Annotated in this window: 16 protein-coding genes; 11 read left to right on the forward strand and 5 right to left on the reverse strand. The window is 65.9% G+C overall.

The features are described 5' to 3' along the window. Nucleotides 1-107 precede the first annotated feature (107 nt). Genes ACU18_RS07370 through ACU18_RS07390 form a run of 5 tightly spaced genes read left to right on the forward strand, consistent with a single transcriptional unit; the run spans nucleotide 108 to nucleotide 4362 of the window. Nucleotides 108-662: a hypothetical protein gene (locus tag ACU18_RS07370; protein WP_050684884.1), complete on the forward strand. Its 555-nt coding sequence runs from the start codon at nucleotides 108-110 to the stop codon at nucleotides 660-662. Nucleotides 663-672: 10 nt separating this feature from the next. Next, nucleotides 673-1506, forward strand: a complete 834-nt coding sequence (locus ACU18_RS07375; RefSeq protein WP_050684885.1) for an exodeoxyribonuclease III — start codon at nucleotides 673-675, stop codon at nucleotides 1504-1506. Nucleotides 1507-1522: 16 nt separating this feature from the next. Beyond that, complete coding sequence (gene trpS, locus ACU18_RS07380) at nucleotides 1523-2566, forward strand: tryptophan--tRNA ligase (protein ID WP_050684886.1); 1044 nt, start codon at nucleotides 1523-1525, stop codon at nucleotides 2564-2566. A 4-nt stretch (nucleotides 2567-2570) separates the two neighbouring features. Continuing rightward, nucleotides 2571-3263, forward strand: a complete 693-nt coding sequence (locus ACU18_RS07385; protein WP_082178225.1) for a 2'-5' RNA ligase family protein — start codon at nucleotides 2571-2573, stop codon at nucleotides 3261-3263. A gap of 37 nt (nucleotides 3264-3300) precedes the next feature. After that, a complete protein-coding gene (locus ACU18_RS07390) occupies nucleotides 3301-4362 on the forward strand; it encodes a YihY/virulence factor BrkB family protein (RefSeq protein WP_082178226.1) in 1062 nt (353 codons plus the stop codon). Here ACU18_RS07390 and ACU18_RS07395 read toward each other — a convergent pair. The 5 genes from ACU18_RS07395 to sdhC all read right to left on the reverse strand — a co-directional run bounded on the left by ACU18_RS07395 (nucleotide 4325) and on the right by sdhC (nucleotide 8777). After that, on the reverse strand, nucleotides 4325-5089 hold the full coding sequence (locus ACU18_RS07395) for an alpha/beta hydrolase family protein (RefSeq protein WP_050684887.1): 765 nt from the start codon (nucleotides 5087-5089) through the stop codon (nucleotides 4325-4327). The genes ACU18_RS07390 and ACU18_RS07395 overlap by 38 nt on opposite strands. Before the next feature lie 151 nt (nucleotides 5090-5240). Further along, the gene (locus tag ACU18_RS07400) at nucleotides 5241-6023 is read right to left on the reverse strand and encodes a succinate dehydrogenase iron-sulfur subunit (RefSeq protein ID WP_050684888.1); all 783 of its coding nucleotides are present in this window, start codon (nucleotides 6021-6023) and stop codon (nucleotides 5241-5243) included. Between the two features lies 1 nt (nucleotide 6024). Further along, nucleotides 6025-7824 (reverse strand): succinate dehydrogenase flavoprotein subunit, encoded by a 1800-nt coding sequence (gene sdhA, locus ACU18_RS07405; protein ID WP_050684889.1) that lies wholly within the window; start codon nucleotides 7822-7824, stop codon nucleotides 6025-6027. 107 nt (nucleotides 7825-7931) lie between these two features. Further along, nucleotides 7932-8393, reverse strand: a complete 462-nt coding sequence (locus ACU18_RS07410) for a succinate dehydrogenase hydrophobic membrane anchor subunit (RefSeq protein WP_050684890.1) — start codon at nucleotides 8391-8393, stop codon at nucleotides 7932-7934. A 3-nt stretch (nucleotides 8394-8396) separates the two neighbouring features. Further along, nucleotides 8397-8777: a succinate dehydrogenase, cytochrome b556 subunit gene (gene sdhC / locus ACU18_RS07415; RefSeq protein ID WP_082178227.1), complete on the reverse strand. Its 381-nt coding sequence runs from the start codon at nucleotides 8775-8777 to the stop codon at nucleotides 8397-8399. Between the two features lie 268 nt (nucleotides 8778-9045). Between sdhC and ACU18_RS07420 the strand changes: the two genes are divergently transcribed. From ACU18_RS07420 to ACU18_RS07445, 6 genes are all read left to right on the forward strand, one after another. Beyond that, nucleotides 9046-10179 (forward strand): mannose-1-phosphate guanylyltransferase, encoded by a 1134-nt coding sequence (locus ACU18_RS07420; RefSeq protein WP_050684892.1) that lies wholly within the window; start codon nucleotides 9046-9048, stop codon nucleotides 10177-10179. Between the two features lie 138 nt (nucleotides 10180-10317). Then, entirely contained in the window at nucleotides 10318-11517 is a 1200-nt protein-coding gene (locus ACU18_RS07425; protein WP_050684893.1) for an amidohydrolase, read from the forward strand. Between the two features lie 77 nt (nucleotides 11518-11594). Beyond that, on the forward strand, nucleotides 11595-12029 hold the full coding sequence (locus tag ACU18_RS07430; protein WP_050684894.1) for a MarR family winged helix-turn-helix transcriptional regulator: 435 nt from the start codon (nucleotides 11595-11597) through the stop codon (nucleotides 12027-12029). A 57-nt stretch (nucleotides 12030-12086) separates the two neighbouring features. Next, nucleotides 12087-12515, forward strand: coding sequence for an organic hydroperoxide resistance protein (locus ACU18_RS07435; protein ID WP_050684895.1), 429 nt, complete (start codon nucleotides 12087-12089; stop codon nucleotides 12513-12515). Next, the gene (locus tag ACU18_RS07440) at nucleotides 12512-13543 is read left to right on the forward strand and encodes an NADP-dependent oxidoreductase (protein ID WP_050684896.1); all 1032 of its coding nucleotides are present in this window, start codon (nucleotides 12512-12514) and stop codon (nucleotides 13541-13543) included. The genes ACU18_RS07435 and ACU18_RS07440 overlap by 4 nt, the downstream gene beginning before the upstream one ends. 246 nt (nucleotides 13544-13789) lie before the next feature. Beyond that, entirely contained in the window at nucleotides 13790-14899 is a 1110-nt protein-coding gene (locus ACU18_RS07445; protein ID WP_050684897.1) for a BMP family lipoprotein, read from the forward strand. Nucleotides 14900-15041: the final 142 nt, after the last annotated feature.

Below are 15041 nucleotides of genomic sequence, written 5' to 3' on the forward strand. Positions count from 1 at the left end.
GCGACGGCGGCCCCGCACCTTCCCGGAAAGGTGCGGGGCCGCCGTTGTTGTGTTCGCCGCCGGTGGAAGCGTGCCGGATCGGCGCCGGGATTTGAGAGAATATCTCCATGCAATCAGTGGGCAGTTCCAACTCATCAGCCAAACCCCGTTTCTCCATGTTCCGCATCAGCGGGCCGGGGCTGATGGTCCTGGTGACCGCGTTTGTGGTGGCCGTCATCTTCGCCGCCAACCAGAACGATGTGGTGGGCTGGGTAGTGGCCATCATCGCCCTCTTCTGGCTGGTCCTGGCCACCTTCGTGGTGGTCAGCATCCAGCGTGCCGCCAAGAAGGCGGGCGCCAAGCTGACCGAGGCCCAGAACGCCTTCAACACCGCAGCCGGCCGGGCCCCCTCGCCCACGGCAGCGAACCACGGCGGTACCAGCGTGGTGTACGAGCGCAGCGAAGCCGATGAGGTCCGCGACCTCAAGCTGGACCACTCCTTCAAGATCGTCCAGGTGCAGGTCCGGGTGGTGGAGGAAGAGCGTGCCAAGGGCGCCGCCGCCAACCAGGACACCATCCACCGCGCCCTGGAAACCATCGAGATCACCGCCACCAACGCCCGCGACATGATGAAGTCCTCCGGCGGCTCCGGCGAGCCGGTCAGCGGAACCATCATCGACTAGAGTGGAGCGGGTGAGCTCGGCATTGAAGAAGGACCACCTTCGCATCGCATCCGTCAACGTCAACGGCCTCCGCGCCGCCTACAGGAACGGTATGGCAGCCTGGCTGGAACCGCGTGAGGTGGACATCCTCTGCCTGCAGGAGGTCCGCGCCCCGGATGCGATTGTTCACCAGCTCCTCGGTGCGGGCTGGCACATCCTGCACGCCGAAGCCGAGGCGAAGGGCCGCGCCGGCGTGGCCATCGCCTCCCGCGAGGAACCACTGGCCACCCGCATCGGCATCGGCGACGAATACTTCGCGACGGCGGGACGCTGGGTCGAAGCCGACTTCCGGCTCCGCGACGCCGCCGGCAACCCGGTCCAGCTCACCGTGGCCAGCGCCTACGTCCACTCGGGCGAGGTGGGCACCCCCAAGCAGGACGACAAGTTCCGTTTCCTGGACATCATGTCCACCCGGCTGCCCGAGCTGGCCAAGCACAGCGACCACGCCCTGGTGGTGGGGGACCTCAACGTGGCCCACACGCCGCTGGACATCCGCAACGCCAAAGCCAATGTCAAAAAGGCCGGCTTCCTGCCCGAAGAGCGCGCCTACTTCGACAAGTACCTCGGCGGGGACATCGGCTGGCAGGACGTCCACCGCAACCTGTCCGGCCCGGTGGACGGCCCGTACACGTGGTGGTCCCAGCGCGGCAAGGCGTTCGACAACGACACCGGTTGGCGGATCGACTACCACTTGGCCACCCCGGCCCTGGCCGATGCTGCCTTCTCGGCAGTAGTGGACCGCGCGCCGTCGTGGGACACCCGCTTCTCTGACCATGCACCGCTGGTAGTGGACTACCAGCTCTAAGCCCGAAAGTTCCACCATGACTAGCCTGACCTCTCCGGCCGCTAAAAAGCGCATTCTCTCCGGCGCCAAACCCACCGCCGATTCGCTGCACCTGGGCAACTACATCGGTGCCGTGCGCAACTGGGTGGACATGCAGGAGGAGTACGACGCTGTCTTCTTCATCCCTGACCTGCACGCCATCACCGTGGACTTCGACCCCGCGGAGCTCGCCAAGCGCACCCGGACCGTCGCGGCGCAGTACATCGCCGCCGGCATCGACCCGGACCGCAGCATCTTCTTTGTCCAGTCCCACGTGCCTGAGCACGCCCAGCTGGCCTGGGCCCTGAACTGCATCACGGGTTTCGGTGAGGCTTCCCGGATGACCCAGTTCAAGGACAAATCGCAGAAGTCCGGCGCCGACTCCGCGACGCTGGGCCTCTTCGCCTACCCCACGCTGATGGCGGCCGATATCCTGCTGTACCAGACGGACCTGGTTCCGGTGGGCGAGGACCAGCGCCAGCACCTGGAACTGACCCGGAACCTGGCCCAGCGGTTCAATACCCGGTTCGGGGACACGTTCACCGTCCCCGAGGCCACCATCGTCAAGGAAAGCGCCAAGATCTACGACCTGCAGAACCCCGGCGCCAAGATGTCCAAAACCGGCGAGTCGCCCAACGGTGCCATCCAGCTGCTGGAGGACCCCAAGGTCGCCGCCAAGCGGATCAAGTCTGCAGTGACAGACGCCGGCACGGAGATCCGCTTCGACACCGGGGAAAAACCGGGCATCTCCAACCTGCTCACCATCTACTCGGCCCTGACCGGCAAAACAGTGGCCAGCCTCGAAGCCGAATACGAAGGCAAAATGTACGGCCACCTCAAGGTGGACCTTGCCGATGTGGTGGTTGATTTTGTGACACCCCTGCGGGACCGGACCAATGAACTGATGACGGACCCGGCCGAACTGGACCGGCTGCTGGCCTCAGGGGCTGCACGGGCACGGGAGATCGCCTCGGTCACCCTGGGCAGCGTGTACGAGCGCATGGGGTTCCTGCCGTCATTGAGCCTCGCCGGAGTCCGCTAGAGCCATGTCTGCCAGCAACGTCACCGCACGGGAAGGAACCCGGGGCCCAGGCTCGCTGGGAACCGCGCCCACCCCGCACGGCGGCCCTGCCGGCGGCGGGGACGGTTCCCGCCAGGAAGACATCAGCGTTGGCGTAATCCTGGGCTTCCCGGCTGAGGTTGCCAGCGAACTGCAAAGCTGGCGGGCCTCATTTGGGGACCCCCTGGCGGAGGTGGTGCCTGCCCACATCACCCTGGTCACCACCACCCCCACCACGGACTGGGACGCCACCCTGGCGCACGTGCGCAGCGTGGCCCGGGCCCAGCGCCCCTTCCGGGTCACGATTTCCGGGACCGGGACGTTCCGGCCGGTCTCCCCGGTGGTGTTCATCAAGGTGGAGGACGGGTTCGCCGAGTGCGTGGACCTGCACGGCAAGCTCCAGCAGGGGCCGCTGCACCGCGACCTGCCGTTCGCCTACCACCCGCACGTCACCATCGCCCACGATGTGGCCCCGGAAAGCCTCGACGAAGCCGAAACGGTGCTGAAGAGCTACAGGGCAAGCTTCCCGGTGGCTAGCATGGGACTTTACGAGCACGGTGCCGATGGCATCTGGCAGCTACGGGAAGAGCTGGACTTTGGGACCGAAACAGACAACAACGCCGGCACCCGGCATAAAAACGCAGCAAGGGACGCCGGGGACGCCGCCGCTTCCCACTGACCTGGCCGGCCTGCGGCTGGAGGTCAGCCACAAACGGGTGGAGCTGAGCAAGGCGCGCCGTTCCGGCGGCGGCCCGTTCGCCGTCCCGCTGGCCATGCTCATGCTGTTCCTGGCCCGGCTGAACTCGCTGCTGCCCATGCGCGCCTTCGCGCATTACAACCGGCAGCACGGCCCGCTGATGGCCGCCGGGATCGGCTTTGTGATGTTCTTCTCCATCACGGGCCTGCTGGCCACCGGCTTCTCCATTGCCGGGCTGGTCCTCCGCGGCCAGCCGCAGCTCCTCGACACCGTTGTGGGCAGCGTGGCGCAAAGCGCGCCGGGCCTGCTCAAGGTCAACGGCGGAGAAGGCCTGGTGGACCCGCAGGACCTGCTGAACCCCAGCGGGCTGGGCTGGACCGCGGTCATCGCCGCCGTCGTCACCATCATCACGGCGCTGAACTGGATCAACGGCGTCCGGGAAGGCCTGCGGGGCGTCAACCAGCTGCCGCCTCTGGTCATCAGCCCGGTGCTGCTCAAAGCGGGCGACGCCGGCACGCTGGTGCTCCTCGGGGTGGCCCTGGTGGTCAGCTCCGGCGCATCGCTGGTGTTCGGTACCGCTGCGGGGTGGGTCACCGACTTCCTGGGCCTCAGCGACGCCGTGGCCGGCCCGCTGACCACCATCGTCAAAATCGCGGTGCCACTGGTGCTGGGCTGGGTCACGGCCGTGATCATGTTCCGCCTGGCAGCCAGGCTCAAATTCTCCCGCCGGGCCCTCCTGGAAGGCACCATCATCGCCGCCGTGGGCACTACGGTCCTGCAGCTGTTCAGCACCGAGCTGCTGGCCGGCGCCGGCCGGAACCCGCTGCTGGCCCCCTTCGCCATCATCATTGGCCTGCTGATCTGGTTCAACCTGGTCAGCCAGGTCTACCTGCTCTCCGGGTCCTGGGCCACCATCCGCGAAGGTGACCTGGCCGCAGGCGCCGCGAACGGCGAGAAGGCCGCCTGGGGCGCCCGGCAGGTCCAGCCGGGCAAGGTCCCGGCGGCCACCACGCCGGTTCCCGGCAGGGCCGTCGCGGGCAGCGTCAGGCGTCGAGGTACTGGTCGGCCCAGGCAGCGATGATCCGGGCGGCGCGTGCCGCCTGGCCTTTGCCCGTGAGCAGGTGGTCGCTGCCCTCCAGGGACACAAAGTTCCGCGGATGACGGGCCGTTTGGAAGATGGTGCTGGCGTTCTCGATCCCGACGGTGTTGTCTGTGGGGGAGTGCAGCACCATCAGCGGCTTGTGGAGCTGCCGGATGCAGTCGGTCAGGTCCGCGTTCTCCAGGTCCTCCACGAAGTGCCGGCGGATCTCCACGCGTTTTCCGCCCAGATCCACCTCGGCGCTGCCTTCGGAAAGGATCCGGTCCAGGGCAGCGTCAAAGACGTGCGCCACATGCTTGGGTGAGAAGGGCGCCCCGACTGTGGCAACGGCGTCGAGCTCCGGAATCTCCTTGGCAGCTGCCAGCACGGCGGCTCCACCGAACGAGTGGCCCACCAGCAGGGAGATCTCCCTGCCTACGCTGCGCATGTACTCTGCCGCCTTGACCGTGTCCGCCACCTTGTGGCTGAAGGACCCGGCGGACCATTCGCCGGCGGAGCCGCCCAGGCCCAGGTTGTCGAAGCGGAGCATGCCCACGCCGCTGTCAGCCAGCGCCTTGCACATCCGGGACGCGGACGGCGCATCCTTGCCCAGGGTGAAGCCGTGCGAAAACACGCCCCAGCCCTTCACCATGCCCTCGGGGACATCGATGATGCCGGAGAGCACCTCGCCGGTGGAGCCGGTGAAGGAGACCTTTTCGGAGCGGGACACGGTGTCCCCTTTCGTTTGTGCGGACGGCTTGCGCTATCACCTATGGTCCCTAAAAGGGGGTTTTGGGGACCATAGGTGATAGGGCATCTTAAAAGTTCGACGGCGCCCCTCACCACATGGGGTGGGGGACGCCGTCGTCAGCGTTGGATCCTTAGATCTTGCGCGAGAGGATTGCCTGCTTTACCTCGGCAATGGCCTGGGTGACCTGGATGCCGCGGGGGCATGCTTCGGAGCAGTTGAAGGTGGTGCGGCAGCGCCACACACCTTCCTTGTCGTTCAGGATCTCCAGGCGCATGTCGCCGGCATCATCGCGTGAATCGAAGATGAAGCGGTGGGCATTGACAATTGCGGCGGGACCGAAGTACTGGCCGTCCGTCCAGAACACCGGGCAGGACGAGGTGCACGCGGCGCAGAGGATGCACTTGGTGGTGTCATCAAAGCGTTCGCGGTCCTCGGCGGACTGCAGGCGTTCCTTGGTGGGCTCGTGGCCCTTGTTGATCAGGAAGGGCATAACCTCGCGGTAGGACTGGAAGAACGGTTCCATGTCCACGATCAGGTCCTTCTCCACCGGCAGGCCCTTGATGGGTTCCACGGTGATGGGCTTGGACGTGTCCAGGTCCTTCAGGAGCGTTTTGCAGGCGAGGCGGTTGCGGCCGTTGATGCGCATGGCATCGGAACCGCAGACGCCGTGGGCGCAGGACCGGCGGAACGACAGGCTGCCGTCCGTCTCCCATTTGACCTTGTGCAGGGCATCCAGGACACGGTCCGTGCCGTACATGGTCAGGTGGAAGTCATCCCAGGTGGCCTCTTCCGAGACTTCCGGGTTGTACCGGCGCACCCGCAGGTGGACGTCGAACGTGGGGATTTCCCCGCCGCCGCCCACACCTGCGGGCAGTTCGATCTTTGAGGCTGGCTCAGCGAGTTCAGCGGTCATCTTAGTACTTCCTCACCATCGGCTCGTAGCGGGTAAAGACAACCGGCTTCGTGGCCAGGCGGATGCCGGCGATTGCTTCAGCCGATCCGTCTGCCGGGGCGTGGTCATCCTTGTACGCCATGGAGTGCTTCATGAATTTCTCGTCGTTGCGGTCCGGGAAGTCCTCGCGGAAGTGTCCGCCGCGGGATTCCTCGCGGTGCAGGGCCGCCACGGTCATGACCTTGGCCAGCTCCAGCAGGAAGCCCAGTTCCACGGCCTCCAGCAGGTCCAGGTTGAAGCGCTTGCCCTTGTCCTGGACGTTGATCCGCGTGTACCGCTCCTCGAAGGAGGCGATGTCGGCCAGGACCTGGTTCAGCGTGTCCGCGGTGCGGAACACCTGCATGTTGGCGTCCATGGTGTCCTGGAGTTCCTTGCGGATCAGGGCCACCTTTTCGTCGCCTTCGCCGTTGCGGGCGATGTCCAGCAGTTCCGTGGTGTAAGCCAGCGGGTTCTCCGGCAGTTCCACGTAGTCGGCGGTCTTGGCGTACTCGGCCGCAGCCACACCGGCGCGCTTGCCGAACACGTTGATGTCCAGCAGCGAGTTGGTGCCCAGCCGGTTGGACCCGTGCACGGACACGCAGGCCACCTCGCCGGCGGCGTACAGGCCCGGGATGATGGTGTCGTTGTCCTGCAGGACCTCGGTGGTGATGTTCGTCGGGATGCCGCCCATGGCGTAGTGCGCCGTGGGGAACACCGGGACGGGTTCCGTGTAGGGCTCCACACCAAGGTAGGTGCGGGCGAACTCGGTGATGTCCGGCAGCTTGGCGTCAATGTGCGCCGGTTCCAGGTGGGTGAGGTCCAAAAGGACGTAGTCCTTGTTCGGGCCGCAGCCGCGGCCTTCGCGGACCTCGTTGGCCATGGAGCGGGCCACGATGTCGCGGGGCGCCAGGTCCTTGATGGTGGGGGCGTAGCGCTCCATGAACCGCTCGCCCTCGGAGTTGCGCAGGATCGCGCCTTCGCCGCGGGCGGCCTCGGAAAGCAGGATGCCCAGGCCGGCCAGGCCTGTCGGGTGGAACTGGAAGAATTCCATGTCCTCGAGGGGGATTCCCTTACGGAACGCGATGCCCATGCCGTCACCGGTGAGGGTGTGGGCGTTGGAGGTGGTCTTGAAGACCTTGCCGGCGCCGCCGGAGGCGAAGACCACCGACTTGGCCTGGAACACGTGCAGTTCGCCGGAGGCCAGGTCGTAGGAGACGACGCCGGCAACACGCTTCTGCTTGTACGGGGTGCCGTCCTCGCGGACCGCGTCCTCTTCGACCGTCAGGAGGTCCAGGACGTAGTACTCGTTGTAGAACTCGACGTTGTGCTTGACGCAGTTCTGGTACAGGGTCTGCAGGATCATGTGGCCGGTGCGGTCAGCGGCGTAGCAGGCCCGGCGGACGGGAGCCTTGCCGTGGTCGCGGGTGTGGCCACCGAAGCGGCGCTGGTCAATGCGGCCCTCGGGCGTGCGGTTGAACGGCAGGCCCATCTTTTCCAGGTCCAGCACGGCGTCGATGGCTTCTTTCGCCATGACTTCGGCGGCGTCCTGGTCAACCAGGTAGTCGCCGCCCTTGACGGTGTCGAACGTGTGCCATTCCCAGTTGTCTTCTTCGACGTTGGCAAGGGCCGCGCACATACCGCCCTGCGCCGCGCCCGTGTGTGAACGGGTGGGGTAGAGCTTGGTCAGTACTGCTGTGCGGGCGCGCTGACCGGATTCGATCGCGGCGCGCATGCCAGCGCCACCGGCACCGACGATGACGACGTCGTACTTATGGACCTGCATACCAGACGCTCTTTCTCTCAAATTTCCTGTAAAACAACGGGGCGGCGTTGGCTGCCCCGCACAACAGGGCCCGCGGTTATGCCCGCGGGCCCTGGAAAGTGCTGCTGCTAGGCAGGGCAGAAACCGCCCGGCAGGGGGACGCCGTCGACGACGGGGCACGGGTTGAAGGTGAAGATCACCAGGGTGCCCAGGACGATGATGACAACGGTTGCGCTGTAAAGGACCGTCTTCAACCAGCGGCGGGTTGAGTCCTTCTCGGCGTAGTCGTTAATGATGGTGCGCACGCCGTTGGTGCCATGCAGCATGGCCAGCCACAGCATGGCCAGGTCCCAGAACTGCCAGAACGGGTCGGCCCACTTGCCGGCCACAAAGCCGAAGTCGATCGCGTGGATGCCTTCGCCCACCAGGAGGTTCACAAAGAGGTGGCCGAAGATCAGCACCACCAGCACCACGCCGGAGAGGCGCATAAACAGCCAGGCCACCATCTCGAAGTTGCCGCGGCTGCCGCCGTTGCGGCGGTACTGCGGTGCGATCCGGCCGCTGCGCGGACTGTCGATTGTTGCAGTCATGGCTTAGTGACCTCCGAGGGCGAGGGACAGGTGGCGGATGGAGAAGGCAACCATTGTCACTACCCAGAGGCCCAGGACAACCCAGAGCATCTGGCGCTGGTACTTGGCGCCCTTCTTCCAGAAGTCGACGGCGATGATCCGCAGGCCGTTGAAGGCGTGGAACACGATGGCGGCAACAAGGCCGGTCTCGCCCAGCGCCATCAGGGGATTCTTGTAGGCGCCAATGACGGCGGTATACGCCTCAGGCGAAACCCGCACCAAGGAGGTGTCCAGGACGTGGACCAACAAGAAGAAAAAGATCACTACACCGGTAATCCGGTGTCCTACCCAGGACCACATGCCTTCACGGCCGCGGTACAAGGTGCCAGCTGGTTTTGTCGGCACTGAATAAACCTCCCTGCAACACAGCGGCGCTGGCATGAGATCCACGCGGGGGGAACGCCTGCTGCGAGAGCACTCGTAGCTCGAGCCTAAATCTAGGCTCCGCTTACAGCTTATTCAATTTAGGAGCCACTTAGTGACCAGCAGCGGCGCGGGTTCGGTGGATTTTGTGAGACAAACCCCACAGTGGGTTGCGCGGCCGGGCCCTGATGTGTCGTGCCGGGGGCACTTTACCGGGGCAGCGGTGCGGGTTCGGCTAAAGTAGGCCCTGATGAGTAAAGACACAGTGACAAGCCCGGTATCACCCCTTGACCGCTTTATTGCGGTGATTCCGGCCGGCGGAGTGGGGACCCGCCTCTGGCCCCTGTCACGAGCCGCAGCTCCCAAGTTCCTTCACGACCTCACCGGTTCGGGCAGCACGCTGCTGCGCGCCACCTTTGACCGGCTGCAGCCTTTGGCCGGCAGCCGGGTCCTGGTGGTCACCGGCCAGGCCCACCGCGAGGCCGTATGCCGCCAGCTTCCCGAGGTGGAGGATTCGGACCTGGTCCTCGAATCCGAGCCCAAGGATTCCGGTGCCGCGATCGGGCTGGCCGCAGCCATCCTGCACGAACGGGACCCGGACACCATCATGGGTTCCTTCGCAGCAGACCAGGTGATCAGCCCGGACAACCTCTTCCAGGAAGCGGTCCGCGAAGCGATCCACGCCGCTGCCGCCGGAAAGATCGTCACCATCGGCATTAAGCCCACGCACCCCTCCACAGGGTTCGGCTACATCCGTTCCGGTAAGGCGTTGAACATCGACGGAGCGCCCAGCGCGCTGGACGTTGTGGAGTTCGTCGAGAAGCCGGACGAGGAAGTCGCCCAGCAGTATGTGGACAGCGGCGAATACTCCTGGAACGCCGGGATGTTCGTGGCGCCCGTGGCCCTGATGCTCAAGCACCTCGAAGCCAACCAGCCCGGCCTCTTTAACGGCCTGCAGGAAATCGCCCGCGCCTGGGACACCCCGGACCGCGACGAGGTCACGGCCAGGGTCTGGCCCACCCTGCCCAAGATCGCCATTGACTACGCCGTGGCGGAGCCCGCCGCGGAAGCCGGCGACGTCGCAGTGGTCCCGGGCTCCTTCCGCTGGGACGACGTGGGCGACTTCGCCTCGGTGGGCCGACTGAACTCCGCCAGGGAAGTTGACGACGTCACGGTGCTCGGTGAGGGCGCCCGCGTCTTCACCGAAAACTCCAGCGGCGTGGTGGTCACTGACACCAAGCGCGTCATCGCGCTGATCGGGATCCAGGACGTGGTCATTGTCGACACCCCCGACGCCCTGCTGGTGACCACCATGGCGAACTCGCAGCGCGTTAAAGCCGCCGTGGACGCCCTGAAGGCCAGCGGCGACACCGACGTCCTCTGAAACCGGCCGCCCGCCCTCGCCAACCTCCCGCCCTCGCCAACCTCCCGCCGTCGTCAACCCGACGACGGCGGGAGGCCGCGGGAAGTAACGCGGCGGCCGTGATGCCCGTAAAGCGGCGGCGCTCGCTAGAGTGAACCAGTGCGCAATTACACTACTGAAGCCGAACCCACCGCTTTGGTGGCTCCATGGCTGGAGCCGCTCCTGCCGGAACTGATCGATTTCCGCAGGGACCTGCACGCACATCCGGAATTGTCCTTCAAGGAGTTCCGCACCACCGACAAGCTGGCCGAGCGGCTGGAGGCAGCCGGGCTCAGCCCGCGCCGCCTCGAAGGCACCGGGCTCACGGTGGACGTAGGGGAGGGCCCCATCGCCACGGCCCTGCGCGGGGACATCGATGCCCTGCCCATCATTGAGGAAACCGGCCTGCCGTTCGCCTCAAAGAACCACGGCGTCACCCACGCCTGCGGCCATGATGTCCACACCACCACCATGTTGGGCATCGCCCTGGTCCTGCAGAAAATGCACCAGGCCACCCCGCTGGGCGCCACCGTCCGCCTCATCTTCCAGCCGGCCGAGGAAACCATGCCCGGCGGCGCGCACTCCTGCATTGAACAGGGCGTCCTGGAAGGTGTTCCGCGGATCCTCGCCCTGCACTGCGATCCGCGGATCGAGGTGGGCAAGATCGGCACCCGCATCGGCGCCATCACCTCGGCGTCGGACACCATCCGGATCGAACTTTCGGGCCGCGGCGGCCACACCTCCCGCCCGCACCTCACCGAGGACCTGGTTTTTGCGCTGGCGCAGATCGCCGTCAACGTCCCCGCAGTCCTCTCCCGCCGCGTGGACGTCCGCAGCGGCGTGTCCGTGGTGTGGGGCCAGATTTCAGCGGGGTCCGCCCCCAACGCCATTCCCGGCACCGGGTACATGGCGGGCACCATGCGCTGCCTGGACCGTGACGCCTGGCACGCTGCCGGCGAACTGCTGGACGAGGTGGTCCACCAGGTGGCCGCCCCCTACGGCGTTGATGTCCGGCTGGAACACACCCGCGGCGTGCCGCCGGTGGTCAACTCCGAGCATGAAACGGCAATCATCGAAGCGTCCGCCCGCGCTGAAATCGGCGAAAGCGCCGTGGTGCTGACCCCGCAGTCCATGGGCGGGGAGGATTTCGCCTGGTTCCTGGCGGAACTTCCCGGCGCCATGATGCGGCTGGGCACCAAGACCCCGGGCGGCGAGGAGTACGACCTGCACCGCGGCGACTACATCCTGGACGAACGCGCCCTGGGACTGGGCATCCGGGTCCTGACCGCTGCGGCACTGCGGACCATCCGGGACCTGTAGACGCGGCCGGTGGGGGAGCTCGGCTGTCCGCCACAATCTAAGTTGTGCACAATTCAATTGTGGGCTACGGTAGATGCATGAGCGAAACCCCCAGGCTGGACCGTCAAGTGTGTTTTGCGCTGTACTCCGCATCCCGGGCAGCCACCGCCGTTTACCGGCCCGTCCTGGAAGACCTCGGCCTTACCTACCCGCAGTACCTGGTACTGCTGGTCCTCTGGGAGAACGACCCCCGGGGCGTCAAGGAACTGGGCGAGGAACTTGGCCTGGACTCCGGCACTCTGTCGCCCCTGCTCAAGCGGCTCGAAGCCCTGGGCTTTGTGGAGCGCCGCCGGTCGGGAGAGGACGAACGCCGGGTGGCCGTCCACCTCACCGCCGCAGGCCGGGAACTCAGCGTCCGGGCCAGTGCCATCCCGCAGCGGCTCGCAGATGCTGCCGGCCTCTCAGCCGATGAGCTGGAGCAGCTCCGTACCACACTGGGCAAGCTCACCGCAGCCCTGCACTCCGCCGTCTGACCCGCGGCAGGACCCCCCCATTTTCCAAGCAATCACCTACAGAACGGAACTGTTCCTGTGAAGACCCTTTACACAGCCGAGGCACTGGCCTCCGGCGAAGGCCGCGACGGCACCGCACGCACCAATGACGGAAAACTCGAAGTTGACCTGGCCAGCCCCGTTGAACTCGGCGGCAGCGGCGAAGGCACCAACCCCGAGCAGCTTTTCGCCGCCGGCTACGCGGCCTGTTTCCACTCCGCCCTGCGCCTTGTGGGCCGCAAGGAACGCGCCGACCTCGCGGACTCCGCCGTCGCCGCCAAGGTGCACCTGGGTCAGCTTCCCGACGGCGGCTTCGGCCTCGCCGTCGACCTCGAAATCGCACTGCCCGCCCTCGACCTGGGCACCGCAGAAGACCTGGTCGCCAAAGCCCACCAGGTCTGCCCCTATTCAAACGCCACCCGCGGCAACATCACGGTGGACATCAAGGTATTGGAGTTTGCAGCATGAGCGTGACAACACTTCCCGCCAGCACCCGCGAAATCCAGCTCGCCTCCCGCCCAGTAGGCCGGCCGGCGGCGGAGAACTTCCGCCTCGCCGAGTCGGGCCTGCCGGAGCTGCAGGACGGCCAGATCCTGGTCCGCAACACCTTTATGTCGGTTGATCCCTACATGCGGGGCCGCATGAACGACGTCAAGTCCTACTCGGCGCCGTTCGCCGTGGACCAGGCGCTCGACGGCGGCGCCGTGGGCGAGGTCATCGCGTCCCGGTCAGCTGACAGGGCCGTGGGGGAGACGGTGGTGCACTCGCTGGGCTGGCGTGAGTACGCCGTTGTCGACGCCGCCACCAGCGCCGTGGTGCGCCCCGAGCTTGCCCCGGAGTCCGCCTTCCTCGGCGCCCTCGGCATGACGGGCCTGACCGCCTACGCAGGCCTGCTCAAGGTGGCCGAATTCAAGGCCGGCGACGCCGTCTTCGTCTCCGGCGCAGCAGGGGCCGTGGGCTCGCTGGTGGGCCAGATCGCCAAGGCCATGGGCGCCTCCCGGGTCATCGGTTCCGCCGGTACCCCGGAAAAAGTGGCCCGCCTGCTGGAGCTCGGCTTCGACGCCGCCTTCAACTACAACGACGGACCTGTCCGGGACCAGCTCGAAAAAGCCGCAGGCCCCAACGGCATCGACGTCTACTTCGACAACGTCGGCGGCGAGCACCTCGAGGCAGCACTGTCCGTACTGAACGTGGGTGGCCGCGTTGCCATGTGCGGTGCCATCGCCCAGTACAACTCCACCGAGCCCACGCCGGCGCCGCGGAACCTGATGCTGGCCATCGGCAAGCAGCTCACCCTGCGCGGATTCCTGGTGGGTGGCTACTGGCACCTGAAGGACGAGTTTATGGAGAAGGCCGCAGCGTGGCTTGCAGACGGCTCCATCAGCTACGACGAAACCATCGTGGACGGACTCGAAAACGCCCCGCAGGCCTTTATGGACCTGCTGGACGGCGCCAACACCGGCAAGATGCTGGTGCGGATCCAGCCCCAGGGCTAAACGCCTCCGCAGCCAGTAGGCGTGCCGCCACCGCGCGGCACGCCTACTGGTTGGTAACAACTTGTAAACAATCTCCGGGAACGGGTGCCCCTGTGCTACAGGGGAGTGGCGCAGGCCACTAAAGTAATGGCATCAGTGCGCTCCGGCGCAGTGCTGCGGGCCCTCAGTGAAAACAGAATTTCAGTGTAGAAACGGACACTCATTGAATTCCAGCCGTAGCGCCACTCTCTTCATCCTGGAGGAAAATTGAAGACATCACTGCGTGCACCCTTCAAGCGCGGTTCACTGGCAGGGCTGGCCACCATCAGCGCGTCCGCACTCCTGCTCAGCGCCTGCGGCGCGGCACCCGAGGCAGGCAGCGGCCCAAGCGCCGGCGCCACGGACTACACCGGCTGCATCGTCTCCGACTCCGGCGGGTTTGACGACCAGTCCTTCAACCAGTCCTCCTACGAGGGCCTGAAGAAGGCCGAAACCGACCTGGGCATCAAGGTCAACCAGGTTGAATCCAAAACCAACAACGACTTCGACCCCAACCTGCGGGCCATGGTCAGCGCCGGCTGCGACCTCACCGTCACGGTGGGCTACCTGCTGGGCGACGCCACCAAGGCACAGGCAACGGCGAACCCGGACAGCCACTTCGCCATCATTGACTTCGGCTATGAAACCCCCATCAGCAACGTCAAGCCCATCATCTACGACACGGCCCAGGCTGCGTTTATGGCCGGCTACCTTGCTGCCGGGTCCACCAAGACCGGAACGGTCGCCACGTTCGGCGGCATCAAGATCCCCACCGTCACCATCTTTATGGACGGCTACGCGGACGGCGTCAAGTACTACAACGAGCAGAAGGGCAAGGACGTCAAGCTCCTTGGCTGGAACAAGGAAGCGAAAGACGGCAGCTTCACCGGCGACTTCGAAAAGCAGGACGTCGGCAAGCAGCTCACGCAGAACTTCCTGGACTCGGGTGCCGACATTGTGATGCCCGTGGCCGGCCCCGTGGGCAAGGGCGCCGGCGCGGCGCTGAAGGAAGCCAAGGCCGCCGGAAAGGACGTCAAGCTCATCTGGGTTGACTCCGACGGATACCTCACGGCACCCGATTACAAGGACATCATGCTCTCCTCCGTGATGAAGGAGATGGGCGACGCCGTGGAGACGGTGGTCAAGGAAGACAAGGACGGAAAGTTCAGCAACACCCCGTACGTTGGCACGCTGGCCAACGAGGGTGTGAAGCTGGCACCGTTCCACGACTTCGATTCCCAGGTCCCGGCCGAACTGAAGGCCGAGCTGGACCAGATCAGCAAGGACATCGTGGACGGCAAACTGAAGGTTGTGTCCGAGTCCAGCCCGAAGGTCTGAGCACTGCCTGTAAGCGCCACCGCCCGGTTGGTCACTGACCCGCCGGGCGGTGGCGCTTTTTGCTGGCCGCGCCACCGGGCACACCCCCGCCCATCCCAGGACCGCACCCACTAGGCTGGTCCTGCAGCCACATATCCCGTCC

It is taken from the genome of Arthrobacter sp. ZBG10 (genome assembly GCF_001238605.1).
Taxonomy (GTDB): Bacteria; Actinomycetota; Actinomycetes; order Actinomycetales; family Micrococcaceae; genus Arthrobacter.

Bases quoted from the DNA above. Each gene is read 5' to 3' on its own strand.
- ACU18_RS07440 (WP_050684896.1), top strand. From the start codon at position 12,512: ATGAGCGTGACAACACTTCCCGCCAGCACCCGCGAAATCCAGCTCGCC.
- ACU18_RS07385 (WP_082178225.1), top strand. From the start codon at position 2,571: ATGTCTGCCAGCAACGTCACCGCACGGGAAGGAACCCGGGGCCCAGGC.
- trpS (WP_050684886.1), top strand. From the start codon at position 1,523: ATGACTAGCCTGACCTCTCCGGCCGCTAAAAAGCGCATTCTCTCCGGC.
- ACU18_RS07420 (WP_050684892.1), top strand. From the start codon at position 9,046: ATGAGTAAAGACACAGTGACAAGCCCGGTATCACCCCTTGACCGCTTT.
- ACU18_RS07430 (WP_050684894.1), top strand. From the start codon at position 11,595: ATGAGCGAAACCCCCAGGCTGGACCGTCAAGTGTGTTTTGCGCTGTAC.
- ACU18_RS07370 (WP_050684884.1), top strand. From the start codon at position 108: ATGCAATCAGTGGGCAGTTCCAACTCATCAGCCAAACCCCGTTTCTCC.
- ACU18_RS07410 (WP_050684890.1), bottom strand. From the start codon at position 8,393: ATGACTGCAACAATCGACAGTCCGCGCAGCGGCCGGATCGCACCGCAG.
- sdhA (WP_050684889.1), bottom strand. From the start codon at position 7,824: ATGCAGGTCCATAAGTACGACGTCGTCATCGTCGGTGCCGGTGGCGCT.
- ACU18_RS07400 (WP_050684888.1), bottom strand. From the start codon at position 6,023: ATGACCGCTGAACTCGCTGAGCCAGCCTCAAAGATCGAACTGCCCGCA.